The sequence below is a fragment of the Pararobbsia alpina genome, from assembly GCF_965118125.1.
GTDB lineage: Bacteria > Pseudomonadota > Gammaproteobacteria > Burkholderiales > Burkholderiaceae > Pararobbsia > Pararobbsia alpina_A.
In genome coordinates this window covers 1435496-1460008 of sequence record NZ_OZ221288.1, presented here as the reverse complement: position 1 = coordinate 1460008, position 24513 = coordinate 1435496, and the positions used below count along the sequence as shown (strand labels likewise).

23 protein-coding genes are annotated in these 24513 nt (G+C 59.7%); 15 read left to right on the top strand and 8 right to left on the bottom strand.

The features are described from left to right. The 3 genes from ACMFWR_RS24590 to ACMFWR_RS24580 form a co-directional block, all read right to left on the bottom strand. Positions 1-1206 carry an ABC transporter ATP-binding protein gene (locus tag ACMFWR_RS24590; protein ID WP_413194991.1) on the bottom strand — a complete coding sequence of 402 codons (1206 nt, stop codon included), beginning with the start codon at positions 1204-1206 and terminating at the stop codon, positions 1-3. A gap of 47 nt (positions 1207-1253) precedes the next feature. Next, entirely contained in the window at positions 1254-2405 is a 1152-nt protein-coding gene (locus ACMFWR_RS24585) for an SRPBCC family protein (RefSeq protein ID WP_413194990.1), read from the bottom strand. Between the two features lie 153 nt (positions 2406-2558). Further along, a complete protein-coding gene (locus ACMFWR_RS24580; protein ID WP_413194989.1) occupies positions 2559-3485 on the bottom strand; it encodes a LysR family transcriptional regulator in 927 nt (308 codons plus the stop codon). A 217-nt stretch (positions 3486-3702) separates the two neighbouring features. Here ACMFWR_RS24580 and ACMFWR_RS24575 point away from each other — a divergent pair, with 217 nt between their 5' ends. The 4 genes from ACMFWR_RS24575 to argE are packed head-to-tail and all read left to right on the top strand — an operon-like array spanning position 3703 to position 7336. Continuing rightward, on the top strand, positions 3703-5025 hold the full coding sequence (locus ACMFWR_RS24575; RefSeq protein WP_413194988.1) for a flavin-containing monooxygenase: 1323 nt from the start codon (positions 3703-3705) through the stop codon (positions 5023-5025). A 35-nt stretch (positions 5026-5060) separates the two neighbouring features. Then, positions 5061-5492 carry a RidA family protein gene (locus ACMFWR_RS24570; RefSeq protein WP_413194987.1) on the top strand — a complete coding sequence of 144 codons (432 nt, stop codon included), beginning with the start codon at positions 5061-5063 and terminating at the stop codon, positions 5490-5492. Positions 5493-5502: 10 nt separating this feature from the next. Beyond that, the gene (locus ACMFWR_RS24565; RefSeq protein WP_413194986.1) at positions 5503-6180 is read left to right on the top strand and encodes a DUF1028 domain-containing protein; all 678 of its coding nucleotides are present in this window, start codon (positions 5503-5505) and stop codon (positions 6178-6180) included. Next, positions 6173-7336 (top strand): acetylornithine deacetylase, encoded by a 1164-nt coding sequence (gene argE, locus ACMFWR_RS24560; protein ID WP_413194985.1) that lies wholly within the window; start codon positions 6173-6175, stop codon positions 7334-7336. Before ACMFWR_RS24565 ends, argE begins: the two co-directional genes overlap by 8 nt. Before the next feature lie 104 nt (positions 7337-7440). On the opposite strand, the gene ACMFWR_RS24555 is transcribed toward argE, so the two are convergent. Further along, complete coding sequence (locus tag ACMFWR_RS24555) at positions 7441-8187, bottom strand: hypothetical protein (RefSeq protein WP_413194984.1); 747 nt, start codon at positions 8185-8187, stop codon at positions 7441-7443. A gap of 254 nt (positions 8188-8441) precedes the next feature. Between ACMFWR_RS24555 and ACMFWR_RS24550 the strand changes: the two genes are divergently transcribed. Beyond that, entirely contained in the window at positions 8442-8939 is a 498-nt protein-coding gene (locus ACMFWR_RS24550; protein WP_413194983.1) for a type II CAAX prenyl endopeptidase Rce1 family protein, read from the top strand. A gap of 215 nt (positions 8940-9154) precedes the next feature. Here ACMFWR_RS24550 and ACMFWR_RS24545 read toward each other — a convergent pair whose 3' ends face one another. Beyond that, entirely contained in the window at positions 9155-10033 is an 879-nt protein-coding gene (locus ACMFWR_RS24545) for an NmrA family NAD(P)-binding protein (RefSeq protein WP_413194982.1), read from the bottom strand. A gap of 599 nt (positions 10034-10632) precedes the next feature. Between ACMFWR_RS24545 and ACMFWR_RS24540 the strand changes: the two genes are divergently transcribed. Together ACMFWR_RS24540 and ACMFWR_RS24535 are read left to right on the top strand one after the other, a co-directional pair. Beyond that, the gene (locus ACMFWR_RS24540; protein WP_413194981.1) at positions 10633-10851 is read left to right on the top strand and encodes a hypothetical protein; all 219 of its coding nucleotides are present in this window, start codon (positions 10633-10635) and stop codon (positions 10849-10851) included. Between the two features lie 225 nt (positions 10852-11076). After that, entirely contained in the window at positions 11077-11466 is a 390-nt protein-coding gene (locus tag ACMFWR_RS24535) for a VOC family protein (protein ID WP_413194980.1), read from the top strand. A gap of 137 nt (positions 11467-11603) precedes the next feature. On the opposite strand, the gene ACMFWR_RS24530 is transcribed toward ACMFWR_RS24535, so the two are convergent. Next, complete coding sequence (locus ACMFWR_RS24530) at positions 11604-12182, bottom strand: TetR/AcrR family transcriptional regulator (protein WP_413194979.1); 579 nt, start codon at positions 12180-12182, stop codon at positions 11604-11606. A 134-nt stretch (positions 12183-12316) separates the two neighbouring features. On the opposite strand from ACMFWR_RS24530, the gene ACMFWR_RS24525 reads away from it, so the two are divergent. Next, positions 12317-12961: a glutathione S-transferase family protein gene (locus ACMFWR_RS24525; RefSeq protein WP_413194978.1), complete on the top strand. Its 645-nt coding sequence runs from the start codon at positions 12317-12319 to the stop codon at positions 12959-12961. Between the two features lie 88 nt (positions 12962-13049). Here ACMFWR_RS24525 and ACMFWR_RS24520 read toward each other — a convergent pair whose 3' ends face one another. After that, positions 13050-13670 (bottom strand): thioredoxin fold domain-containing protein, encoded by a 621-nt coding sequence (locus ACMFWR_RS24520; protein ID WP_413194977.1) that lies wholly within the window; start codon positions 13668-13670, stop codon positions 13050-13052. 311 nt (positions 13671-13981) lie between these two features. Between ACMFWR_RS24520 and ACMFWR_RS24515 the strand changes: the two genes are divergently transcribed. The 5 genes from ACMFWR_RS24515 to ACMFWR_RS24495 all read left to right on the top strand — a co-directional run bounded on the left by ACMFWR_RS24515 (position 13982) and on the right by ACMFWR_RS24495 (position 21529). Beyond that, positions 13982-14623: a helix-turn-helix transcriptional regulator gene (locus ACMFWR_RS24515; RefSeq protein WP_413194976.1), complete on the top strand. Its 642-nt coding sequence runs from the start codon at positions 13982-13984 to the stop codon at positions 14621-14623. Positions 14624-14937: 314 nt separating this feature from the next. Further along, the gene (locus ACMFWR_RS24510; protein WP_413194975.1) at positions 14938-16230 is read left to right on the top strand and encodes an acyl-CoA dehydrogenase family protein; all 1293 of its coding nucleotides are present in this window, start codon (positions 14938-14940) and stop codon (positions 16228-16230) included. 131 nt (positions 16231-16361) lie between these two features. Beyond that, entirely contained in the window at positions 16362-17714 is a 1353-nt protein-coding gene (locus ACMFWR_RS24505; protein WP_413194974.1) for an acyl-CoA dehydrogenase family protein, read from the top strand. Between the two features lie 48 nt (positions 17715-17762). Next, positions 17763-19460, top strand: a complete 1698-nt coding sequence (locus tag ACMFWR_RS24500; RefSeq protein ID WP_413194973.1) for an FAD-dependent oxidoreductase — start codon at positions 17763-17765, stop codon at positions 19458-19460. Between the two features lie 167 nt (positions 19461-19627). Continuing rightward, positions 19628-21529 (top strand): BTAD domain-containing putative transcriptional regulator, encoded by a 1902-nt coding sequence (locus tag ACMFWR_RS24495; protein WP_413194972.1) that lies wholly within the window; start codon positions 19628-19630, stop codon positions 21527-21529. A gap of 182 nt (positions 21530-21711) precedes the next feature. Here ACMFWR_RS24495 and ACMFWR_RS24490 read toward each other — a convergent pair whose 3' ends face one another. Further along, on the bottom strand, positions 21712-22404 hold the full coding sequence (locus ACMFWR_RS24490; protein WP_413197337.1) for a response regulator transcription factor: 693 nt from the start codon (positions 22402-22404) through the stop codon (positions 21712-21714). Between the two features lie 283 nt (positions 22405-22687). Here ACMFWR_RS24490 and ACMFWR_RS24485 point away from each other — a divergent pair, with 283 nt between their 5' ends. Next, the gene (locus ACMFWR_RS24485) at positions 22688-23557 is read left to right on the top strand and encodes a sensor histidine kinase (RefSeq protein WP_413194971.1); all 870 of its coding nucleotides are present in this window, start codon (positions 22688-22690) and stop codon (positions 23555-23557) included. Positions 23558-23592: 35 nt separating this feature from the next. After that, positions 23593-24507 carry a LysR substrate-binding domain-containing protein gene (locus ACMFWR_RS24480; protein WP_413194970.1) on the top strand — a complete coding sequence of 305 codons (915 nt, stop codon included), beginning with the start codon at positions 23593-23595 and terminating at the stop codon, positions 24505-24507. Positions 24508-24513 lie beyond the last annotated feature (6 nt).

The following is a 24513-nucleotide window of genomic DNA, read 5'->3' as shown; positions in this document are numbered from 1 at the left end:
CTAGTTGACTCCTGCGATGAGGGGCGAATCGGACGATGAAGACGACGAAGTGGAGAAACCGGCACTGTCCTGCGGCGTAATGGCATTCAGGGCTGCGGCGGTGGCGGGCAGCACCTTGCAATCGTCGCGACGCCAGGTGACGGCGGTCTGACGACCCAGCGCGGGCAGATCTCGATGTTGTGTATTCGGGACCTTCACGACGACGGTTTCGCCGTGGCTGAGTTTCAGATGCACGCGGTGATGATCGCCGCAATAGACGAGTTCCTGCACCAGCGCATGCACGACGTTCATGTCCTGTTGCGCAGCCTCTTGCACGGAAGCGGGGGTCGCGGCAATGTGGGCGCGTTCGGGGCGCAACGCGAGCATCGCCGTATCGCCCGTCGCGAGGCCTGCCCCCGCGCGACCATACACGGTGCTGTTGTCTGCGAGTTGCAGCGCGGCCCATTCGCCTTGCGTCGACACCACATGGCCAAGCAGCCCGTTGTTCTCCCCAACAAAATTAGCGACAAACGCATTGGCTGCGTTTTCGTAGAGTTCCGTCGGTGCGGCGGCCTGCTGGATGCGTCCGTCGGAGAATACGGCAACGCGATCCGACATCGTCAGTGCTTCGTTCTGATCGTGCGTCACGTAGACGATGGTCAGCGACAGTTCGCGGTGGAGCCGCATGATTTCGTATTGCATGCTTTCGCGCAGCCGCTTGTCGAGTGCGCCAAGCGGTTCGTCCATCAACACGACACTCGGTTCGAACACGAGCGCGCGGGCGAGTGCGACGCGCTGCTGCTGCCCGCCTGACAATTGCGCCGGACGCCGCGCGCCGAGATGCGACAGTTCGACCATGTCCAGCGCGCGCTGTACGCGTACCTTCTGTTCACTGCGGCTCATCTTGCGCACGGACAACGGGAACGCGACGTTCTCGGCGATCGTCATATGCGGAAACAGCGCGTAGTTCTGGAACACCATGCCGATGTCGCGTCGATGCGGTGGCTTGTCGTCCAGCCGATTGCCGGCGAGACGAATTTCACCGCGCGTCGGCGATTCGAAGCCCGCAAGCATCATCAGGGTCGTGGTCTTGCCCGAGCCGGACGGACCGAGCAGCGATACGAACTCACCCCGCGCGACATCGAGATCGAGCCCTTCGACGACGTTATGGACGCCGTCGTACGACTTGCAGACGCCCGCGAAAGAAATAAACGGTTGGCTTGACATGGAAGGGTCGGCAGAGGATAGGCTGTCCACGCGAGGGGCGACCGAGGTCACGCCGCGCCGATGCTTCGCGCGAGGTACCGCGCGAAGTCGTAATTGGGCCGCTCGAGCGGACTCAGATGGCCGGGCTTTGCCAAGGGCGCATGCACCCCTCGAAACACGGCTTCGACGCCGCGCCGGTCTTCGGCATTGACCTCGTCGAGCAGCGTCTTGAGCGTGGCCATATAGTCGGCGGCTTTAGGGTCGCTGACGAATTCGGGTGCCAGGCCGCCACCAAACTGGATATGTACTTGCCCGACGCCCTTGGGCTGAAGAATCAGGTACCAGAAGTAACCGGGCGTCAGCGTGACCAGGTGCGTCGGATAGATGGCGAGAAGTGCCGTCGTGCGGCGCCAATGGCCCTGCAAGCGCGAGTTGTCCGGATGCGCGTTACCGATCGGCAGCGATGCTTCCTTGGTAATCCAGTGATAGTTGAATGCAGGCCGACCCGGCGGACATTCCATCTCCTCGAGCTTCGAATGCGGTCCCACGGTTGCGCGATGCAGCATCGGCAAGTGGTAGCTCTCCATGAAGTTTTCCGCGAGGATTTTCCAGTTGGTATCCCACACGTGCTCTTCGTGAAACGTCTCGACGTAATCGGTCATCCCGTACGGTTCGATCAGCGTGCTTAACTCGGCAAGCTGCGCGCTCACTGACGGTGCATGCGCGTTGAGCGTCACGTAGATCCAGCCCTGCCATGTCTCACAGCGCACGTTGGGTAATGCGTACTGCTCTTTGCAGAAGCCCGGCTGACGATCCATCATCGGCGCGCCTGCCAGCGTGCCGTCCAGCGCGTAGTTCCATGCGTGATAGGGGCAAACGATGCGCCGCACATTGCCACGCCCTTCAAGCAGGATCGACATCCGGTGCAGACAGACGTTTGAAAACGCGCGCAGCGAGCCCTGTGTGTCGCGCAGCACGACAACGGGTTGGTCGTCGATCTGTGCGGTCAGATAGTCTCCGGGGTTGGCGAGCGCGCTGACGCGGCCTACGCATAGCCATTCGTTGCGGAACACATCACGCTGCTCCAGCGCGAGAAAATCCTCCGACGTGTAGACCGCCGCGGGCATGGCCCGCGCATCCTCGAACGGTCGCTCGCAGTTTGCGCGCAACGCGCTCACGACGTCGGGCTCCGTATCCGTCGAAACTGGAAAGGCTGCCATGCGGCCTCCGGGTCAGCAAAAGCGTGGCGATGACTCCAATTTAACAATCCAATTTACAAGTCAAAACATTGTTTTCGGATGCATTGGATAGGGCCGGGCTATGCAGCGTCGTCCTTTAGCCTCGTTATGCCCGTGGTGCGGTGCTTGCAGCCGTTACGAATCGATATGCAGACGGCGGATATACCCTTCACAAAACGTCGAGAAGCGCCGCACGACTTCGCGCGGCTTCATGCTGCTCGACGTCGCGATGCCGAGCGTCGTGGCGTTCACGTTCTCCTTGAAACGCTTAATCACGAAGTCTTCGCCATCGACGGTACGACTCGACTTGAGCGGGAAATTCAGAATGCTGTAGCCCAAGCCGTTTGCGACCATACCCCGCACCACCTCGGGCTGCGACGAGCGGAACGCCGCCACAGGCCGGCTTCCGACTGCATCGAACAGCGCCGAGAAATACTCGCGGCTGTGCGGCAGATCCAGCATCACATAAGGTTCTGGCAGCAAATCCGCGAGCGAGACCTTGCGCGCACGCGCGAGGCGATGCGTTTTAGGAAGGATGACGTAAGGCGGCAAGGAAAGCAGTGGTGTAAACGTGATGCCATCGGTAATGTCGAGGCTATAGGTCAGCGCAATATCGAGCGATCCATCGCGCAGTCCGCTCAGCAGCGTGTCCTGGTGCGCTTCCGTCGTACGAAACGTGATGGCCGCGTGGTCGCGCACGAAGCGGCTGATGATGCCGGGCATCAGCGGGGGTGCGAGCGACACCATACAGCCGAGCGAAATCGCGCCGGACATGCCGCCGTCCATTTCTCTCGCGGTCAGTTGGAGTTCCTCGGCGTTCTTAAGCAGATTGCGCGCATGGCCAAGCAAGTCGCGGCCGGGCTGCGTCAGCGACAGGCCGCTTGCATGGTGCCGGATAAATAGTTGCACGCCGAACGATTCCTCGAGATCTGCGAGCGCGGTCGAGATCGAGGGCTGCGAAATATGCAGCCGTCTTGCCGCAGCGGTGAACGACAGCGTTTCCGCCGTCACGACGAAATATCGCAGCTGACGCAGCGAATACCGCACCGAATTGCCCTCCATCCCGGCGACTCCTCGAGTTTCGTTGAACGCCATCTTCGCCCGTGATCGAGATGCTTGCATAGCAAAAAACAATGCATGGCATTTTTTAAATGTATTTTTTCGTATGCACTGCGAGACGTACATTCTGTCCAAACGCGCCGGACATCGTTGTCCGTGCGACGCATCGCGTCGCCTGAAGCTTGACCTCATCGAACTGCTATTTCGGAAGGAGACAGCCATGACGGCTGAAACATTGTCGATCGACACGCTGGTGGTGGGCGCCGGTCAGGCTGGCGTTGCGATGAGCGAGCACCTGGGCAAGATGGGCGTACCGCATCTCGTGCTCGAACGTAACCGGATCGCCGAGCGTTGGCGCACGTGCCGCTGGGATTCGCTGGTGGCGAACGGTCCGGCATGGCATGACCGGTTTCCCGGGATGACGTTTGAAGGACTGGGGCCGGATGCCTTCGCGACCAAGGATCAGGTTGCCGATTACTTCGAATCGTATGCGCGCAAACTAAACGCGCCGATCCGCACGGGCGTCGAGGTCAAAAGCGTTGCGCGACAGAAGGGACGCCCCGGATTTACGGTTGAGACCTCGGACGGCGTCATCGAAGCGCGTCGCGTGGTGGTGGCGACGGGGCCGTTTCAGCGCCCTGTGATTCCGCCGATTGCGCCTAAAGACGCGACACTCACACAGCTTCACTCCGCCGAATACCGTAACCCCGCGCAATTGCCCGACGGCGCCGTGCTGGTCGTCGGCGCGGGTTCGTCGGGCGTGCAGATCGCTGACGAACTCCAGCGCGCAGGGCGCACGGTGTATCTGTCGGTCGGCGCGCATGACCGGCCGCCGCGCGCGTATCGCAACCGCGATTTCTGCTGGTGGCTGGGTGTGCTGGGCGAATGGGACAAGGAAGTCGCGGGTCCGGGGCGCGAGCACGTCACCATCGCCGTGAGTGGCGCCTACGGCGGGCAGACGATTGATTTCCGCAGACTTGCGCATCAGGGCATCACGCTGGTTGGCCTGACGAAGTCGTTCGAAGGCGGAGTCGCGACGTTCGAACAGGACCTCGCGTTCAATCTGGCGCGTGGCGACGAAAGTCTCATGGCCTTGCTCGACGCTGCGGACGCTTATATCGCGCGCAACGGCATCGATCTTCCCGAGGATCCGCAAGCGCGGATCGTGCCGGCGGATCCGGATTGCGTGACGAACCCGCTTCGCGAACTCGATCTCGTGCAAGCCGGTGTGAGCACGATTATCTGGGCCACCGGCTACGCGGTCGATTTCGGCTGGCTAAAGGTCGACGCCTTCGATGAAAAAGGAAAGCCGAAGCATCAGCGTGGCGTGTCCGCCGAGCCGGGTGTGTATTTCCTTGGCCTGCCATGGCTCTCGCGGCGCGGCTCGTCATTTATCTGGGGCGTCTGGCATGACGCCCGGCATATCGCCGATCACATCGTCACGCAGCGCAAATACCTCGAGTATCGCGATGCATCGCAGCGCGCGCACGAGCATGCTTCGACCGATGCGGCAAACGCGCCGCTCGCCGAATCTCACGAATAGCACGAACAACGAATCGAACTATCAGGAGTCAACCGATGCCGACGCATACCCGCATTCGCATGTTCAACACGAAGGACACGTATCCGAACCAGTCGCTGGACAACGACCTTTGCCAGGCCGTGCGCGCAGGCAACACCGTCTACGTGCGCGGCCAAGTCGGAACGGATTTCGAAGGCAACCTCGTCGGACTCGGCGATCCGCGTGCGCAGGCCGAGCAGGCCATGAAGAACCTCAAGCAGTTGCTTGAGGAAGCGGGCAGCGATCTGTCTCACGTGGTCAAGACCACAACCTATCTGATCGACCCGCGTTATCGTGAGCCGGTGTATCAGGAAGTCGGCAAGTGGCTAAAGGGCGTCTATCCGATTTCCACGGGCCTGGTCGTCAGCGCGCTTGGGCAACCGCAATGGCTGATGGAGATCGACGTCATCGCCGTGATTCCGGACGGCTGGACACCCGCTCAGGCCTAAGGAGCTGCATATGACCTTCTCGATCGTCGGACGTTGCGCGGAAACGGGTCAGCTTGGCATCGCGATCAGCTCGTCGAGCATTGCAGTGGGCGCACGTTGCCCCTGGGTGCGCGCGGGCGTTGGCGCGGTTGCCACGCAGAACGTGACGTTGCCCGCGTTGGGTCCGCAGGTGCTGGATTTACTCGAACATGAAGCGATCGATCCGACGTTGGCCGTCGAGCGCGCGTTGCAGGCGGATGAGTGGCGAGCGTACCGGCAGGTCACGACGGTGGATAGTCAGGGTCGAACCTTCGCTTTTACCGGCGAACAGGCGCTCGGCGTGCATAACGCCGTCAGGGGCGAGCAATGCGTCGCTGCGGGGAATATGCTGTCGGGCAAAGAAGTGATCGAGGCGATGGTGACAGCGTTTGAAGCCACTCGCGGCGCTCTTGCCGACCGGCTGCTGGCCGCGATGCAGGCCGCACTCGCGGCCGGAGGCGAAGCGGGTCCGGTGCATTCGGCCGCGCTCAAGATCGTCGACAAACAAGTCTGGCCGGTCGTCGATTTGCGTGTCGACTGGGCGGAAGACGATCCGATCGGACAACTCGAGAGTTTGTGGCAGGCCTATCGACCGCAGATGCTCGACTACATCGCGCGTGCGTTGAATCCGACTGCTGCGCCGAGCTATGGAGTACCAGGTGATGAGTGACTATTCGAGCCGCGCGTTGCTCGAGCGACTGATTAGCTTTGCAACGGTCAGCCGCGATTCCAATCTCGAACTGATCGCGTTTATCCAGCAGTATCTGACCGGACTGGGCGTGGAGAGCGAGCTCTTCTACAACGCCGAACGTACCAAGGCGAACTTGTTCGCCACGATCGGACCGCGCGATCGCGGTGGCATCGTGCTGTCAGGACATACCGATGTGGTGCCTACCGACGGTCAGAAATGGACCGTCGATCCGTTCAAGCTCACCGAGCGCGACGGGCGCCTCTATGGGCGCGGCTCGGCCGACATGAAGGGCTACATTGCATCAGTGCTTGCGGCGGTGCCCGGTTTTCTGCGGCGATCGCTGAATACACCAGTGCATATCGCGTTCTCGTACGACGAGGAAGTGGGTTGCGTGGGGGTGCGGCCGATGCTGGCCGAACTACAAAAGCGTGCGCATGCGCCACGGTTGTGCCTGATCGGTGAGCCGACCGAACTTAAGCCGGTGCTCGGGCACAAGGGCAAGCTGGCAATGCGGTGTCACGTCAAAGGCGCCGCGTGCCATTCCGCGTATGCACCCTACGGCGTCAATGCGATTCAGTACGCGGCACGGATGATCAATCGGCTCGAAGAGATCGGCGAGTCGCTCGCGCAGCCCGAGCATCACGACGCGCGATTCGATCCGCCGTTCTCGACAGTACAGACGGGGGTGATCAAAGGCGGTCGTGCGCTGAATATCGTGCCGGCGGAATGCGAATTCGATTTTGAAGTGCGGGCGATGCCTGGCTTCGATGCGTATTCGGTGGCGAACCGACTGCAGGATTACGTCGACGACGAACTGCTGCCGAGGATGCGTTCCGTGCAGCCCGATACGGATATACAGGTCACGCCGTTGAATGCCTACCCCGCGCTTGCGACGTCGAATGACAGCGATGCGGCGCGCTTATTGGCGATGCTGACGGGATCCGATGCATTCGGCACCGTCGCGTTTGGGACGGAAGGTGGACTATTCGTCGAAGCAGGCATTCCCACCGTTGTTTGCGGGCCTGGCAGCATGGATCAGGGGCACAAGCCTGATGAGTTCTTGAGTGTTGAGCAATTGGCCCGGTGTGATGCGATGTTGGAGAGGTTGGGGGAGCATCTTGAGCATGCGGGCTGATGAGCGACCCACATCGGTCATTGACGCATTCAGGGCGTGCACTACGATTTAAAAAGGCTCCCCGGGGAGCCTTTTGTGTAATGTTCCGCAACGCGTTGATTGGGTTATTGGGCTCTGGTTTCGGTTTGCGTGCCGCTTGCGATAGCGTTCTTGCGCGTTGCGCTCAACGATGCAGAGAAACCGGGGATTAGACTCATCGCCGCATCGTCCAACCCTTGGATTGCATGTGGAAGATCGTCTACGATGCCTTGATAGGTAGCGTAGCTATACGGGTCGGTGAATTTTAAAAAGGACAGGCGTTTGGTGAAGATGGGTTCCAGCGTGTCTGCTTTATAGATATCGATCCCCCCATTGATCTGGCGGGTAAACGAATTTAACGGCCCCGGTGCAAAGTAGGCCTCGCCTACGTTGGCAACGAGAATGGCATCGGCAGCCTTGTACCCTTGTGGCCCCGTCAGTTTGAACGACCAGGTATTCCGATCGAATTCGGTTTTCAACCCTTCCTGGGAAAGATCGATTTCACTAACCGTGTATCCTTGGACTCGAAGTTCGGCCTCCACCGCATCGACAAATCGACGGCTGAAGTGCGTGTCGCCAAGCTTCGCGGACACGACTTCGTCGAATGTCAGCGCCTTTTTGTCGGTCGATGCATTGATTCCCCCGGAGACTGCGGCACCAACCGCGGCCGCGATCACTCCGGCACCGGGAATGACAATGGGGCCGCTGCTCGAGGCCGCGGAGTAGTGCGCGCGATGCGGGACCGCGACAGCAATCGTCCTGACCGTTGCGAGCTTCGAAGAATCCAGTTTAGGCTGCGGTGCAGCGCAAGAGGCCAGAATCAGTGTGGCCAAAAGACATGTCAGGAGTCGCTTCGCCTTCATTGGTTGGTTTCTTTGTTGGAATGGTGCGGGAGGCAGAGGTTTTAAAATGCTTTCCGAGTTTTCTTTTAGCTTATCGGCGTGCTGGAGTAAATCTTTAACCCGCTCCGGCCTAACGCAACAATCGACGGCCGTGCGGGTAGAAAGGATTTGTTTGTGACGCTCGGCAATGCGGCTGAACGGTCGTATACCATCGCGTAGTGCGTTCGATTACGAATAGATTGCCTATGGCGGAAAGACTCGAATTTCAAGCGAAGAAGGTTGGAGTTTGGTTATACGAACTTCCCACGTCAAAACTCATAGCACTCGCGCTAATCTGCACATACTTGGCTGTATTGCCGTCGGCCATTTACTCGATGCTGTCGAACACCGTGGAGCCCCTCGGTGGTCCAGCTTGGGGGCGGCATGATGCGCTCAAAATGGTGCTGCTTGGCTGTATTGCCGCGCCCCTCATCGAGACCGCCGTTATTCAATGGGGATGTCTTCGATTGCTTGGTCGGTTAGGTTGCGACACCCGCGTTGCGATCTGCGTTTCCGCGCTCGCCTTTGGACTGGCACACAACTACAGCGGCGCTTACGTCGTGTTCGGCGTGGCGGCGGGTCTGGTATTCGCTCTGGTCTTCGATATAGAGGACGCACGGAACGGTCGCCCGTTTGCGGTCACGTGTGCTGTGCACGCCATACGCAACGGACTCACTCTCGTGATTTCGCTGTTGGTTCGGTGAGCGGTCAGGCAGACGGTCATTTCAACGCAGCTCGACCGATGCCACCTAGTTCGCGAGTGCAGCCTGCAGGAGAGCGCAATCGAGCTCTACTCGGAGTCAATGCGGAGACGCAGCGAGAGCGGGGGCGCTTGCCTGACTTCGTGAGCGATCATTCCTGCAATCGCCTCGCCCGTCAGTAGTCGAGCCTCGCGTTCGCGCCGCGCCTAAACAGTGATTTAGTTGCCATTCAGCAGGTCGGCGTGAGCGCGAGCAAATTCACCGACGGTCATCGGGCGGCGGCCGGTGAGTTTCTCGATGTTGTTGTCCGCACCACTCATATGGCCATTGCGATAGTCGAGGAGACCGCCGCGAAAATGATTGACGAGATACGGCGGCATACCTGCGTTCTCGGCGGCGGTGCAGTATTCGTCAAGCGAAGCATCCTGGAACACAATCTTGCGCCCAAGCGCCTTCGATAGTTCGGCGGCGATCTGCTCGTGGTCCATCTCGACTGGCCCGGAAAGATCAATGGATGTACCGATATGCTCTTCAGGATCTTTGAGGAGCGCGGCGATTGCCCTGCCTTGATCACTGGAAGCGATTGGCGAATGCCGACCTTTACCTACCGGCATGCTCAGGATGCCCTGCCGCAAGTGCCGCAATTGCGTCGGGTAGAGGAGCCAGTCGAGGAACATGGTCGGACGCAGATGGATCACCGGCAGTCGCGACCAGTTCAGGACTTGCTCGGCAATGTAGCCATCGCGGCACAAGTGGCTTGTCGAATTGCGGTTTATTGAGCGCTGCGACAGATAGAGCACAGCCTTCATGCCCGTTTCCCTGGCCGCCTGTGCGAAATTTACCGTCGCGTTAAGTAGGCCGGGCGCGACGGGGTAGCAGTAGTACGCAGCCTCCACCCCTTGCGTGGCGGCACAGATGCTGTCGATATCGAAATAATCACCGATGACCACTTCGGCACCGAGCTTCTCCAGAGCCTCGGAACGCGCATCCTTGGCGCGTACCATTGCGCGGACATCAAGTCCGAGCGCAATCGATTCGCGGACTGTGGCCAGCCCCGTGGCACCCGTTGCACCGGAGACAAGTACTTTTTTGCTCATCACATTTACCTAAGTAGGAGAGGCATACGCCCAGTATTCAAGTTCAAGGCGACTGCGGTTCGACGATCGGCAATCCTCGTAACGGGGTTGCGTTCGCGACCCGAGATGCGTTTGAGTCTAGCGATGGGCTCGGATGATGGATACGGGAATACGCGACGGCGTTGATGTCATTTGCGCCAAATAGGGCATCGTGTTTGGCAGACTGACTGGCACGAGAGGTTGAGGTAGCCGCGAGCCATTGACCTTGGCAGACTGCACGAGACTGACAATCGCGGCAGCGCGTTTGCCTGCTCGCAACGAGCCCGCAAATAACCAATTCTTTGTTCCGATCCTTGACGCTGCAACGCTGGGGTTGTTGCGCGTTCGGCAAGGTCATCGAGGGCCTCGACATCGTCGATACGATCGAAATGGTCAAGACGAGGAACAAGGCTTCAGTCAGGATGTGCGCGCCGAAAGCGTGGGCATCCTGACGGCGAGCTTCGGTTCGATCATGTTCACGCCGGAGCGCAGGTACTGTTCTACGACGACTCCAGCGCCAGCGCGCTGGTCACAGAATTCTAGAAAGACGTTAAGACGTTTCTGAAAATCCGGGGTGAGCAATGATCAAGAAGACATTGAAGGCAGGCATCATGTCTCCGGCGCAATTCAAGGCTTGGACGATCGCCATTGCCAGTGGGCAGGTCAAGCCGTCGCCAAACGATCCGAAAGTATGGTTTCAATCGATCGAGAGCTTCTCGAAGGTTCTCTCGGAGGGCAATCGAGGTCTACTGGCAATCATTGCAGAAGCACCTGTTGCAACTGGATCGGATTGCCGCTGAATTGTGCAGCAGCCCGCTGCACAATTGCCGTGGTTTAATCTCTGCACGCGTCTGGACGAAGTCAAGGATTGCGCACAGCGCGAGTCGATGTGAAAGCCTCGGTGTAGAAGCGAGGCGCGAAGGGCCGGTTCGCGAGATTGACGGGACACTTAGGCGACAATGTCACGCGGTCAAATTACAGAGCAGATTGAACGCCTTTAAAAAACATCTCGTCACTGCCCCATCATGCAGACACAACTCAGAATCGCTCGTCCTGTTAGTGATCTCGCTCGTGCTGAGCGTATGTATTCCGCCGCGCTTGAGCTCGCCGTGCTGGCGAGATTCGAGAACCACGAGGGATTCGACGGTGTGATGCTCGGGAGTGCGGGCGCGGCCTATCACTTCGAGTTCACGTATTGCGGCGAACTTCCGGTGGTGCCAACTCCAACCAGCGAGGACTTGTTGGTCTTTTACCTTCCTGATCAACAGGTATGGCAATCAACATGTGACCGCTTCACCCACAATGGGTTTCGGTCTGTCACGTCGTTCAATCCGTATTGGGACGTATCGGGTCGGACGTTTGAGGATCCGGACGGCTACAGGATTGTCTTGCAAAACGCCGCGTGGAATCGCTGATACTCCTACGACGCTAACCGCCGGCTGCATGGGTTTCAATGCAGCCAGACGCAGTCGGCAGCCTTACTGGCGTTGAACTTTCGCAGTACTTTCGCATTGACGCGTTTTCGTGCGCGCTCTCCTACATCGCGTCCCAATCAGGGAATCAACCCGTTGGTCCGATAAGCACGCAGCGTCTCGTCGAAGATCCGGATATCGGCCCTTCCACGCGCGATGAGTTGCGCACCTTCGACTGCAGCGAAGATCGCCATGGCGCGAGCTTTGTTGGCCTTCTTGTCTTTTCTCTCAGCGTCGAGCGACAGCAAGCGAGTGAGCCACTCGACGTTGATATCCATAAATCGTTCGACCTCGACTTTGACCGCGTCCGGCAGATCGTGGTGTTCGGCCGCCAGTATGCCGCTCAGGCACATACGGTTGTCGTTCTCGAGTGCGGCCCGAAAAATCTTGATGTAGTCATCGAACTGCGTGCGCTCGCTCTTCTGCCGTTCCAGCAAGCCATCGAGATAGGTCTGCGCGTCGTCGCTGTATTGCCGCGCGAGCGCTGCGCCAAGGTCGCCCTTGGTCGGATAGTGATGGTGCACCGCAGGCCCCTTGATGCCGACCTCGGTTGCCACCTCACGAATGCTGAGCGCATTGTACCCGTGGGCCTGCACCATGCGGCGCGCCACCGCAAGTATCCGGCCCTTTGTGTCGAGAGTATCCATGCGCGCGATCATAGCAGATCACTTACCACTCGGTAGGTAAGCTTACTTATCGATAAGTAAGCGTTGACACGGCGGCGCGGCAGCCTCTAGGATTCGAACTCGCTTACTTAGCGGTTGGTAAGTAACCTATCGAACGAGGGCTAGAGATGAAGATCTATGACATTCCGGGATTCCCGAATCCGCTGCGTATCCGCATCGTGCTGGCGGAGAAGCAGCTTGCTTCGAGCGTGGAGTTCGTCAAAGTTGACTTGCCGGCTGCCGAACACAAGCAAGCCGCGTTTCTGAAAATCAACCCGACAGGGACCGTGCCGGTGCTCGAGCTTGACGATGGCACTCGCATCGCCGAATGCACGGCGATTACCGAGTACCTCGACAATCTTGATGGCAACCCCATCCTCACGGGGAAGACGGCGCGAGACAAGGGCGTGATTCACATGATGCAAAAGCGAGCTGAGTCCGAGCTGATCGATGCGATCGGGGTCTACTTCCATCATGCGACCCCGGGGTTGGGCGACGCACTACGCGAATTCAAGCAGCCGCAATGGGCTGGGCGTGCGGATTGGGGCAAGCTTCAGGGGGAAAGGGCGGTCGCCGGCATGCGGTACTTCGACAGCGTGCTGAGTACGCAACCGTATGTCGCGGGCGATGCGTTCTCGATGGCCGACATCACCGTGTGGGCGGGCCTGCTCTTCGCAAACTTCGCAAAGATTGACGTGCCGGCAGAGTGTTCGGCGTTGCGCGCATGGAAGGAGAGGGTCGACGCACGTGCGTCGGTCGCGCATCCGGCGTAATCGGTTGCCGGGGTTATGCAGCAATGAGCGGGTCGCGAGACGCGACCCGTACTCAAAACCTCTCGGCTATAACGCCCCTGTCTTCGTGTCAGCGGAAACGCGCGAGCGACGCGCTTTCGGTTTGCTCGGGCAGATTGAGCATCGCGGGCAAAGACTTCAGCGACGGCATGCCGCTCGTGTCGGCCCAGCGTCCGTCGGCGGTCTTATAGATGATGGTCGGCGTGCCGTCGAAACCCATGTCCTGGAAGATATGGATATTCTTGGTCAGCTTCGATTGCGCGGTGAACGACACGGGGTTCGCCGGCTGAATGCCGCCCGATTCCGTCGATTCGACGAACTTCACTTCGTTTTCACGCAACAGTGCAGCGCTGTCCTTAGCGTCGACCAGAGCGGCGGCCTTGCCCAGCGAATCGGGCTTCAGAAAGCCCATCGGGATCCATTGCACTTGCAGACCAACGGCTTCGTAGGGCTGGAACGCTTCCCACGCGTAGTGACAGAAAATGCAGTTCGGATCCATAAACACATAGATCGTCGATTTGACCTTGTCGCCGGTTGCACCTTCGATAATCGTCGAGGCATTTTCGAGTTTGGCCGCTGCGGATGCGGTCAGGTACGCCGGTGCGGGTTGATCGGCCGCGTGACCCAGTGTCGGACCGAGCGTTGAAATGCACAGCAATGTCGTTGTGATGGCTGCCTTGAAACCTTTCATTTTGTCTACAGCTCCGCGCGAGGAAATATCACGCAGGACTGTAGCAGGACTGAGCGCCGCGCGAGCAAGCGTCGAGCGTCGCTCGTTGCTTTATTAAGTGACTGGCGAGTACGTCGAAGCGCTGATCACCGAAGGGCGCCCTGTGAGCCCATCATGCCACGCCATGCTTCTGACAGGGCCGTCGGATGCACCCCGCTTTGCGCAGCAATGCCTCGATACTCTTTCGACAGGAATCCCGACTGTCGTCGCCCTATCGAAGGTGTATTCTTCTTGAGTGATTTGGGCAGATCTCCATTCCGACATACACCGTTATGGCTACCGATCCGATGTCCGGCACCCGGCAAGGGATTCTGGACCAGCTTCTTGAACACAAGAACGGCATGACGGTCGATGAAATCATTGCGGCGGTGGGCGTCAGCAGGACGGCGGTCAATCAGCATTTGATTGCTCTGGAAACCCGGAATTACATTCAAAAGAGTTTTCCGCGCAAAACCGGTGGCCGTCCCGTTCAGATCTACGTGCTGACGCAAGAGGGCACCAATCTTTTCCCCAAGCAGTATTCATGGTTTTCGGCCTTGCTCGTGTCGACGCTACGGCAGGAGCTGGGTCCTCAGCGACTCGATCGTTATATGTTCGATCTGGGCATGAAGACCTCGGCCGCGCTGATACCGCGATTGGTCGGCAAAACGCGCTCCGAGCGGATCACCGAAACCGTCAAGATCATGAACGAGGCGGGGTTCCGCGCGTCGGAGATTGATCCCGCGGAAGGATCGAAGCTCGCCCGCGTCGAATGCACGAACTGCGTGTATCACGACCTCACCAAGGATTACCCGGAAGTGTGCCGCTTCGACATCGGCTTCCTCTCGGGGCTGATGGGCACCGAAGTCGAGCACCTGACGTGCATGCAACGCGGTGGCGATACCTGCCGGTTTCGATTCAAGCCGTTTGCTTGACGCAGCTCCCAAGCAGTCCCCGGCCGGAGACCCGAGATCCAAGATCCGTGTTGGGTGAATGCTTGCGAGAACACGACCCAGAAAGGTTCGGTGCTCCGTTCTGTCCAAAATCTTTCGGCTGCCCGGCATTCTGCGCCTGAAATACCTGTGTCCTGACGCGTCTTCCGGGCGTCGGCCGCTAATTTGTAACAGTCCCGGCTTTCGACACTTTTGACAATTGGCAGCGTTAAAAGCCCTGCCTATGCTGACGACACAGATCCACTTCGAGTCGCACAGCAACCCATTGTTGCCTGCGGTCCCTCAGGAGGCTCCAGATGACAATCGACTTCACGATGTCTGCCGCCCAGAAGGCGATACAGGTCAAGGCACGCACATTCTCCGAGTCCGTTCTCGCGTCGTCGATCCACGACGCGGACTCAGAGCTCGACCTGATCAGCGCATTCGTCAAACGGAAATCAGCCTATATCGAAGCCTATCGACAAGGCATTGCTACGGCGATGTTGCCGTCGGCCTATGGCGGTGCAGGCCTGTCGTGCCTGGATTTCACGATCGCGACCGAAGAAATCTCTGCGATTGATCCGGGCTTTGCCTGCACCGTGTTATGCAACGGCTTCGGACTCATGCCGATCGTCTGGTACGGAGACGAAGCGCAAAAGCGCCGGTTCGTGCGTGCTGCGACCTCTGATCCGGATGAGCAATATCTCGCAGCCTGGACGGCCGCCGAACCTTCCGGTGAGCCTCAGGCGACGACGATCTCCGAGAATCCTTTAGCGGCCACCGGCATCGGATTGACCGCGACACTGCGCGGCGACCACTACGTCCTGAACGGCCGGAAAAAGTGGTCATCGGGCGCAGGTTGGGATGGGCTTGGGTCGAATTCGCAGATCGTGATTGCGCGCACAGGCCGGGAGATCGGGTATATGCGAGGGCTCTCTGCGATCGTCGTCGAGCGCGGTACGGAAGGCGTGACCTGTGGCTTCGCGTCAGACGGCGTTTCCCGAAAGCCGACCGACGCGCTGATTGAGTTCAACAACGCCGAGGTCCCCGTTGAAAACTTGCTTCGCGCGACCGAAAGCCGCGGCGATGTCGTGATCAATCGGAATTTTGCGTGGTTCGGTCCTGTGGCAGCAATTGCAGCAGCCGGGGTGGCACGTGCGGCATATGAAGTGGCGCTGCGATTGTCGAAGCGATATTCGGGCCGATCGATCCCGCTGATCACGCAGTTCGGCAATGTGGGCTACGTGTTGGGCGAAGTCGCGGCGAAGATCGAATCGGCGCGGTATTTCGCTTGGCGCGCGGCCGACTATCTGGACAAGCACGAGGACCACGCGGAAATTCTTGGTGCGATGTGCAAGCTCAATGTCACCGAGATCATGTTCGACTGCGTGTTCAAGTGCATGCAGATCGTGGGTGCGCATAACGCTGAACGTCAATACAGCTTCACGAGAAATCTTCACGACGCCGCTTTGCTGCCGATCTTCGATGCCGGCAACATGACGATGCAGCGGCGCCGGGTCGAGGGTGTGCTGGCGGCCGATGGCTTTAATCCACGCGGCGCGATGGACGATGAGCCGATCTATGTGCAGCGCATGACAGGATCGGGCTAAAGATTCGGCTAAGGGCAGGGCTAAGGAAATACGGCGGCGCGAAGGTCAGACGCTCGAACGGGATCGTTCGTCTGCCAGGCAGACACTAACCGACGCGCTAATCAGCAACCCGAACACAGACCGGGCCTGCAATGTCGATCGATTTCACTCTGACTACCGCTCAACAAAGGTTGCAGCGTAATGCGCGCGAATTCGCGCTCGAGATTCTTCAGCCGCTGGTCAAGAAAGCGGACGAGGAGCCCGACACGCAAAAAGCCTTCGCCTTGATGAAGGGCGCTTATCTCGAGTGCTACAAACTGGGCTTTGCAACCGGGTTCCTGCCTAAGGACTACGGAGGCGGGGGTATCAGCAATCTGGACCTGCAAATCGTCGCCGAAGAGATCACGGCGGTCGATCCCGGCTTTGCGACGGTGCTGCTGGTCAACGGTCTCGCACTGATGCCCTTGGTCTGGTTTGGCTCCGCCGCACAAAAGAAGAAATGGCTGAATCAGGCGACAAGCGATCCGCGCGGCGAATATCTCGCCGGATGGACCGTGAGCGAGCCCGTCGATGAAACAGGAGGCACGGCCAACTTCGATCATCCCGGCGCGCGTCCCGCGGGCATGGGCCTGATCGCCAAGCATGACAAGTCGCGTGGCGAGTACGTGCTGAACGGAAAAAAGTACTGGCCCTGCAATGCGGGTGGCTGGGATTTGATGGGCGCGGATGTAAATGTATGCATCGTTCGCACAGATTCGACCAAGGGCGGCCGCGAGGGACTGAGCGCCATCATCATCCCGAGAGGAACGGCGGGCGTCACCTATGGCGAACCGATATCGAAGCTCGGTCATCGCTTGTGCCAGAACAATACGATCACCTTCAATGATTGCCGCGTTCCGGAAGAGAATCTCTTTGCCGTTGGCGATGGGGATCTTGTCATCAGCAAGGCGTTTACCTGGTCCGGCCCGGTTGCGGCCATTGCAGCGGTGGGTGTCGCACGATCCGCTTACGAGTTCGTCCTGCAATGGTCGAAGACGCGCACCGCCGGTGGCGGCATGCCGCTGATCCATCATCAGGCGGTGGGCTACATGCTCGCCGACATCGCGATGAAGATCGAAGCATGTCGCGCGTTCTCATGGAAAGCCGCGCACTACCTTGATCTGTTCAACTCGGACGGGCACGCGGTCGGCGCGATGGCCAAAATCTTTTGCGGCGAGACGCTCTTTACTGCCGTCTTTCGCGCGCTTCAGGTGATGGGTGTCAACGCGCTCGACCGGCAGCACCCGATGGAGAAATTCCTGCGTGAAGCCGCGGTGTTTCCTTTGTATGACGCGGGTAACATCGGCATGCAGATGCGGAAAATCTGGGGTGTCATGCTGGATGAGAATTTCGACCCGCGCGCCATCGCCGACTCACGCCGGATGGATTTCAGCAAATCGATGGAAAGCGCGGGGGCATTGGTAGAGCCGCCGCTCGAGGTCAGCGCACGACTGAAAACTGGATAGGATCCGTGCACAATCAGCGCTGCTCTTTGCCGCTTGCAGACTGATGCCATGCCGATACCTGCCGACAAGTCTCTACCTGAGAACTACGAAATCGAAGAGGCCGCCCAACGCGTGCAGGTTGAGCGACGCCACTATCAGATGTATCCGGTCCTGACCGAAGCGCGGCTCGCGAAGATCGCGCGTTTCGGGCAGCGCATGGCTTTTCGCGCAGGCGAGCCGCTGTTCCAGACCGGAGAACGTACGCACGGCATGTGGGTCGTGGTGAACGGGGCGGTGCATCTGGTGGTCCGCAATGGCCTGGGTCTTTCGCAGGCCGTGCGTGAGGTGTCGGCCGGCCAGTTCATCGGCGAGACCGCGACGCTGAGCGGCAAGCCTTATCTGGTCGACGCCGTGGCGGTAACGGATGTGGACGCCATCCTCGTTCCGCCCGATCAGCTTCGCGCGCTGTTGATTGCGGAAGCGCAGCTCGGGTCCGAGATCATGCGCGCGTTCATTCTCAGGCGAGTCGGCCTGATTCAAGGCCAGATCGGTCCGGTCATCGTCGGGGCGCCGGCATCGCCGAGCGTGCTCGCGCTGTCGGACTTCCTCCGTCGTATCAATCACCCGTACCGAGTGCTGGACGCATCGACGGACCCGGGCGTCGCCGAATTTCTTAAATCGACCGATACACAACCCGATCCCGAAGTCGCCGTGATTCTTGCGGACGGCCGTATCTTGCGTGATCCCGGCGAGCGGGAATTGGCCGTGGCGCTGGGCGTGGTCGGCGATGTGAGCGAACAACGGGTCTATGACACTGTGGTCGTCGGAGCCGGCCCCGCTGGCCTCGCATCCGCGGTGTATGCGGCATCGGAGGGGCTTTCCGTCCTTGTTCTGGACTGCAGGGCGTTTGGCGGACAGGCCGGCGCCAGTGCCCGCATCGAAAACTACTTCGGATTTCCGACCGGCATATCCGGACACGTTCTAGTGAGCCGTGCCTTTGAGCAAGCCGTGAAGTTCGGGGCCGAGATCGTGATCCAGAGCGAAGTGGTCGGCCTCGATTGCCAGAGCACGCCGTTTCAGATCGCCCTGAAAGATGGCAGGCGTATCAAAGGGCGGACCATTGTCATTGCGTCGGGCGCCACCTATCGGCGGCCCGATATCGCGGGGCTCGAGAAGCTTGCCGGGCGAGGTGTTTATTTCTGGGCTTCGTCGATCGAAGGCCGTTTGTGTCAGGGTCAGGAAGTGGTGCTGGTCGGCGGCGGCAATTCGGCCGGGCAAGCGATCGTCTTTCTGGCAAGTTACGCGGCGCATGTGCACGTGATGATTCGTCGCGATGACCTCTCGGCGACGATGTCGCGCTACCTGATCGATCGGGTCTCGGCATTGGCGAACGTGTCGATTCATCTGCGTTCGACGATCGATGCGCTCGATTGCGATGAGGATGGCCTGACACAGGTTCGCGTTCGCTCGCCGCATGGGACGACCACGATCGATACGCGGCACTTGTTCCTCTTCACCGGAGCCGACCCTTGCACGCACTGGCTCCAGGGCTGTGGAGTCGAACTGAACGACAAGGGTTTTGTGATCACCGGGCGTGGCGAAGAGGACCCTGAGACGGGCCGGCGCGCAGCGTTCCAGACCACGGTGCCCGGGGTGTTCGCCGTGGGCGATGTGCGTGCGACCTCGATCAAACGCGTGGCGTCTGCAGTTGGCGAAGGGGCGGCGGTCGTGTCGGAAGTCCATGCTTTGCTCTCCAGCAAAACGTAACACCTTTTGATGCATATCGAGTCGAGCCATTCAGTGAGCTCGCTCCGCTCGCAGCAGGGTGTGTGTGACCCGTTACCTGCTGCCATAACCCACACAAATCCGCGTGATAGCATCGATTCAAACGACAGCGCCGAAGAGACCGGCGTGGGAATGATCGGAGCTATTTCATGCGTCCCAGCGAGACCAGCCATTCGAACTTGACCGTAGGAGTCCTGGGCCAGACGCTCGTGATGCATGACGGTGTGCGCTGCGAACTCCCGGCTTCGCGCAAGACACGCGGCCTGCTCGCGTATCTGGCGCTGGCGCAGAAGCGGTGTCTGCGCGACGAGCTGTGCGACCTGCTGTGGCAGGGCGCAGCCGACCCGCGCGGCGAACTGCGCTGGAGTTTGTCGAAACTCAAGCTCGTCGTCGGGCCCTGGCTCGATATCTCGTCTGACGGAGTGGCATTTGTTACCGACGGACTCACGGTCGACGCCATTGCGATGCGCGCGCTGGCCGAGAGCCCGCTCGACAAACCGGGTATTCACGAGGCCCTGGCACTCTGGCGCGGCTTGCCGTTGGCCGATGTAGAGGTCGCAGGGCAACCCGCGTTTCAGGCCTGGATCGCTTCGGAGCGCGATGCGTTGAGCGGACTCCGTAGCACCTTGCTTCGCGCCGCAGTCGACCTGGATTGGGCGCGACCGGAAGAAGCACTGTCCGCTGCGCGTCGACTCGTGGCTGCCGAGCCGTGGAGCGAATGGGGCCATGCGCGCGTTGTGCAGCTGCTTGAACGCTGCGGTCGGGTCGATGAGGCAACCGCCTACGCGGCGTCGACGCGTCGTAGCCTGAGCCGCGAGCTGGGTATCAAGGACATCCAGCTGGCCACCGCGCCGCCGCCGCGCATCGAAGTCATCGCTGGCAGTCATCGGACGCCTCAGCAAAGCGGGCCCCGGCCTGGTGTCATGCTCGAGCCGCTCAAGCTGGCACCGCGAGGCGACGAGACCGCTGCAATAGGCCTGAGAGTCGCAGCGAGCCTGAGTACGAGCCTCTGGCGTCAGGGGTCCTTCGTGGTGGTGGACGGCGAGCGCGCCAGCCGGCTCCTGAGTGATCGGGCCGACATCGACTTCGCCATCCGGGGCGCGATCGTCCGGGAGCGCCATGCCGCGCAGGTGTCCTTACGGTGCATCGACGTGCGTCGGGGCTCCGTGATGTGGGCTGATCAGATCGAGCTTGAGCGGTCGCCGGTCTCGCATCTTCAGGAATGGGTCGAGAAGACGGCGGAGGCGATGGGTGCCGCGATGCGGGCGGCAAGCGATGAAGCGGACGACGATCGTCGCCTTCACAACCGCATCGCGAAAGCGGGCAGGCTGACCGCGAGCCTCGAGCCGGCGGCGAATCAGATGGCGCTCACATTGTTGAAGGACATTCTCGACGAGAACCCCGATGAGCCCTGTGCACTCGCGCTCGCGGCCTGGTGTCATGCGCAGCGCGTCGTCTATAACTGGTCGAGCAACATTGATGGCGACCGGGCCGAAAGCCGTTACTACGCGGCGTCGGCCACGCGCGGCGGCATCCATGATCCGAAGTGCCTGACGACCATCGCGACAGCACGCATGCTGGTTGGCGATCCGAACGGTGCCGAGGTGTTGCTGAGCCGTTCTCTGCAACTGGACCGGCAGATACCCGAGACACGCATTCGAAGCGGCTGGCTGGCCAACTTCGCGGAGGATCCGGGCGCGGCTGTGCGTCATTTCCGTGCGGCAATCAAACTGGCGCCGCTCGATCAGCCGCCGTTTAACGCGTTAGCGGGGCTCGGGGCCGCGCATTTCATCGAGGGCAACCATGGGGAAGCGATCCGGCGCATGGAACAGGCACTCGCGTTGAACCCGAAGGCCCTCTGGATTCATCGCAATCTGGTGCCCGCTTATGCCGCGGCGGGTGAGCGGAGAAAGGCCGAAGACGGCGCGCGCACGCTGGTCGATCACTACCCGCGGCTGACCGTCGGCGACATCACGGGTGCGATTCTTTTTTCATCGCCTGTGTTGGCGAGGATTGCTGCGGGGCTTCGCGAAGCAGGTGTTCCGGGCTAAGCGCGGGCCGCTTTCTACGCGTGTTTCCACGTTGGTTCCCACGATTTCTCCCACGCCTGTCGCTTAGGCTCCAAAGCGTTCCAGAAGGGAGACGGGATTCATGATTTCCGCAGCCCGTGCTGATCGCAAGCCGCGGTTCCGAAGCCGACCGCGTTTCGGCTAAGCACGGGTTGAAGCGTTCACTACACCAACTCGGGTCGAAGCACGAAACGATGCGTAGGGTCCAGCTGCAGCATTTCACCGGCTCGCACGAATTCGGCAATGCATCGGCTACCCATCTTCTTCATCGCGAGTGCCCGGTGTGTTTTGACGGTGATTTCGCTCAAGTGCATGCGATCGGCAATTTGTTTATTCAACAGTCCGGCGTGCACAAACTCCATGATCTTCCGTTCCTTGGCGGTCAGTGATTCGTAGCGCTTGCGAAGCACAGAGATCGTGCGCTCCGTGTCGGCGCGTCCTCTGTCCTGACGCAGGCCATTTCTCACGGCATCGAGAAGATTCTGATCACGAAACGGTTTGGACAAGAAGTCGATTGCGCCTGCACGCATCGCCTGAACGGTCATCGGGATGTCGCCGTGGCCGCTGATAAACACGATGGACATGGAGAGGCCAATGGCGCTCAGCTGCTGTTGAAATTCAAGCCCGCACTCATTGGGCAGGCGAACGTCGAGAACGAGACAGCTCGGACCTGAAGTTCTTTTGAAAGCCAGAAAGTCGCGGGCTGAGGCGAACGTCTCGACCCGGACGCCAACCGAGCGAAGCAACGAGCTGATCGAAGCACGCATGCGCTCGTCATCATCGACGACATACACGCAGGCTTGTTCTGCGACGTCGATCTCGCGTTCGTATCCGATGGTGGGGTGTTCAACTCGCATGGTTCCTCCGTCTTCTGCAGTAGCGGCAAGCATATCGCTCCGATGCGATGACGTCGACTTGTAACTTGACGTCGCTCAACGTCGAATAGCTTGAATGGCTTGTCACGGGTTTCGATCAGACCGGGGTCGTCGATACATATACTTAGGGATGCTTGTTCGCGGTAAATATCGCTGCTAGCTCGCGCAACAGACGTCCCTCCTCGAAAGATTCTGAAATATCTCTAACGATCGCTTTGCGAAAACAGTTCGAGATGCATTGCTGTTGAGCACGGAGGACACACAGATGGCCAGTTGCCAGGAGAGACACGAAGCCGAGTCGACGCGCGTGGTGGACGACTTGAAGAAATGCACGCAAGCACTATCGCTGGAAAACGCGCGACTCTATTCGCGCGTGCTGGCAGAGCGCGCTGAACGCGAAGCTGTCGCTCGACGTCTGCAAAGCGCTCAGGCCGAACTGGCTCGTACTGCACGGCTCACGGCGATGGGTGAACTCGTTGCGTCGATCGTGCATGAAATCAACCAGCCGCTCGGCTCGGCCCTGACCGGTGCGAATGCAGCACTGAGGTGGCTTGACCGGGCGCGTCCCGACATCGAAGAAGTGCGCGCGGCGCTTGAAGGCATCGTCATTGATGCGACGCGCGCGGGCGCTATTGTCCGCAGCCTGTATGCGCTGGCGCGCAAATCCGGACCGCAAATGAAGCGCTTCGATCTGAGCGAGGTCGTTTGCGAAGTGCTCGAGATTCTGCGCGGTGAGGTCGAGCGTATTGGCATCGACATTCACTACGATTCGACGACAGATTCATGCGAAGTGTGCGGCGACCGCGTGCAGATTCAACAGGTGGTACTCAATCTGATTGTGAATGCAATGGAAGCCATGCGAAATGACGTCGAGCCGCATAAGCAGCTGAAACTTGGCGCGGCCTATTCGCGGTGCGGACAAGTCGTCCTGTCGGTGATCGACAGCGGTCCGGGCATGGCGAACGACATTGCCGATAAAGCGTTCGAGCCTTTTGTGAGTACCAAGGCGACGGGGCTGGGGATGGGATTGGCCATTTCGAGGTCGATCGCGGAGTCGCACGGCGGCACACTGACGTGTGTGCCAAACTTGCCGCGCGGAATGCGATTCGATTTCACGCTTCCCGCAGCGCACTGATTGACGTATCTGCAATCCGGTTTCCTGGGGCAATCATGATGGGACGGCTTGAAGCCATTAAGATTTTCTTGCGGATCGCTGAGACCAGCAGCTTCACCAAGACCGCCGACTCACTGGATGTGCCCAGAGGGACCGTGAGTCGCGCGGTACAGACGCTTGAAGAGCAATTGGGTGTCCGTCTGTTCAGCCGGAACACCCGGCGAGTCAGTCTCACCGACGCAGGACGCCGTTACTACGATCACTGCCAGCAGCTCGTGCGTGAACTGGCTGAACTGGAGGGGGATCTTCGCTCGGAGCGATCGGCGGCGAGCGGTCTGGTCCGGGTCGATACGTCGGCCACGCTGGCGAATGGCCTGATCATCCCGGCACTGAACCCGTTTCTTGAGCGGTTCCCCCAGATTGACGTGCAACTCGGCCTGACTGATCGAAATATCGATCTGATCGAAGAGGGTGTCGATTGCACGATACGTGCGGGGTTTCTCGAAGAGTCGAGCCTGATTGCGCGTCGCATCGGCAATGCGCAGGTGGTCACCTGTGCGTCACCGGCCTATCTGCAAAAGCATGGTGTTCCGACGGTGCTTGAGGACTTGCAGAAACATCTGGTCGTGAATTATGTCTCGGCAAGAACGGGGAAAATCGTCCCATTCGAATTCGAGCAGTTTGACCAGATTGTCAAACATATCTTCCGCAGTCGCTGTGCCGTCAACGAAGGTGCGGCTTATGTCGGAGCGGGCGTCGAAGGGATTGGAATTATTCAGCCTTCGAAATACCTGGTGAGTGAGCTGATATCGGCGGGGAAATTGATTCAGATACTGCCTGAAATCAAGTCCCCGCCGATTCCTTTGTCACTGATTTTCCTGCATCGCGATCACGTGACTTCCGCGACGCGAGAATTCGCAGAATGGGTCGCGTCGGTCTTTCAAAATCATCCCGATTTATCGGCACCATAAACCCTG

What these genes read in the sequence shown, in the direction of transcription:
- ACMFWR_RS24590 (WP_413194991.1), bottom strand. Translation starts at nt 1,206, where the DNA reads ATGTCAAGCCAACCGTTTATTTCTTTCGCGGGCGTCTGCAAGTCGTAC.
- ACMFWR_RS24585 (WP_413194990.1), bottom strand. Translation starts at nt 2,405, where the DNA reads ATGGCAGCCTTTCCAGTTTCGACGGATACGGAGCCCGACGTCGTGAGC.
- ACMFWR_RS24580 (WP_413194989.1), bottom strand. Translation starts at nt 3,485, where the DNA reads ATGGAGGGCAATTCGGTGCGGTATTCGCTGCGTCAGCTGCGATATTTC.
- ACMFWR_RS24575 (WP_413194988.1), top strand. Translation starts at nt 3,703, where the DNA reads ATGACGGCTGAAACATTGTCGATCGACACGCTGGTGGTGGGCGCCGGT.
- ACMFWR_RS24570 (WP_413194987.1), top strand. Translation starts at nt 5,061, where the DNA reads ATGCCGACGCATACCCGCATTCGCATGTTCAACACGAAGGACACGTAT.
- ACMFWR_RS24565 (WP_413194986.1), top strand. Translation starts at nt 5,503, where the DNA reads ATGACCTTCTCGATCGTCGGACGTTGCGCGGAAACGGGTCAGCTTGGC.
- argE (WP_413194985.1), top strand. Translation starts at nt 6,173, where the DNA reads ATGAGTGACTATTCGAGCCGCGCGTTGCTCGAGCGACTGATTAGCTTT.
- ACMFWR_RS24550 (WP_413194983.1), top strand. Translation starts at nt 8,442, where the DNA reads ATGGCGGAAAGACTCGAATTTCAAGCGAAGAAGGTTGGAGTTTGGTTA.
- ACMFWR_RS24545 (WP_413194982.1), bottom strand. Translation starts at nt 10,033, where the DNA reads ATGAGCAAAAAAGTACTTGTCTCCGGTGCAACGGGTGCCACGGGGCTG.
- ACMFWR_RS24540 (WP_413194981.1), top strand. Translation starts at nt 10,633, where the DNA reads ATGATCAAGAAGACATTGAAGGCAGGCATCATGTCTCCGGCGCAATTC.
- ACMFWR_RS24535 (WP_413194980.1), top strand. Translation starts at nt 11,077, where the DNA reads ATGCAGACACAACTCAGAATCGCTCGTCCTGTTAGTGATCTCGCTCGT.
- ACMFWR_RS24530 (WP_413194979.1), bottom strand. Translation starts at nt 12,182, where the DNA reads ATGATCGCGCGCATGGATACTCTCGACACAAAGGGCCGGATACTTGCG.
- ACMFWR_RS24525 (WP_413194978.1), top strand. Translation starts at nt 12,317, where the DNA reads ATGAAGATCTATGACATTCCGGGATTCCCGAATCCGCTGCGTATCCGC.
- ACMFWR_RS24520 (WP_413194977.1), bottom strand. Translation starts at nt 13,670, where the DNA reads ATGAAAGGTTTCAAGGCAGCCATCACAACGACATTGCTGTGCATTTCA.
- ACMFWR_RS24515 (WP_413194976.1), top strand. Translation starts at nt 13,982, where the DNA reads ATGGCTACCGATCCGATGTCCGGCACCCGGCAAGGGATTCTGGACCAG.
- ACMFWR_RS24510 (WP_413194975.1), top strand. Translation starts at nt 14,938, where the DNA reads ATGACAATCGACTTCACGATGTCTGCCGCCCAGAAGGCGATACAGGTC.
- ACMFWR_RS24505 (WP_413194974.1), top strand. Translation starts at nt 16,362, where the DNA reads ATGTCGATCGATTTCACTCTGACTACCGCTCAACAAAGGTTGCAGCGT.
- ACMFWR_RS24500 (WP_413194973.1), top strand. Translation starts at nt 17,763, where the DNA reads ATGCCGATACCTGCCGACAAGTCTCTACCTGAGAACTACGAAATCGAA.
- ACMFWR_RS24495 (WP_413194972.1), top strand. Translation starts at nt 19,628, where the DNA reads ATGCGTCCCAGCGAGACCAGCCATTCGAACTTGACCGTAGGAGTCCTG.
- ACMFWR_RS24490 (WP_413197337.1), bottom strand. Translation starts at nt 22,404, where the DNA reads ATGCGAGTTGAACACCCCACCATCGGATACGAACGCGAGATCGACGTC.
- ACMFWR_RS24485 (WP_413194971.1), top strand. Translation starts at nt 22,688, where the DNA reads ATGGCCAGTTGCCAGGAGAGACACGAAGCCGAGTCGACGCGCGTGGTG.
- ACMFWR_RS24480 (WP_413194970.1), top strand. Translation starts at nt 23,593, where the DNA reads ATGATGGGACGGCTTGAAGCCATTAAGATTTTCTTGCGGATCGCTGAG.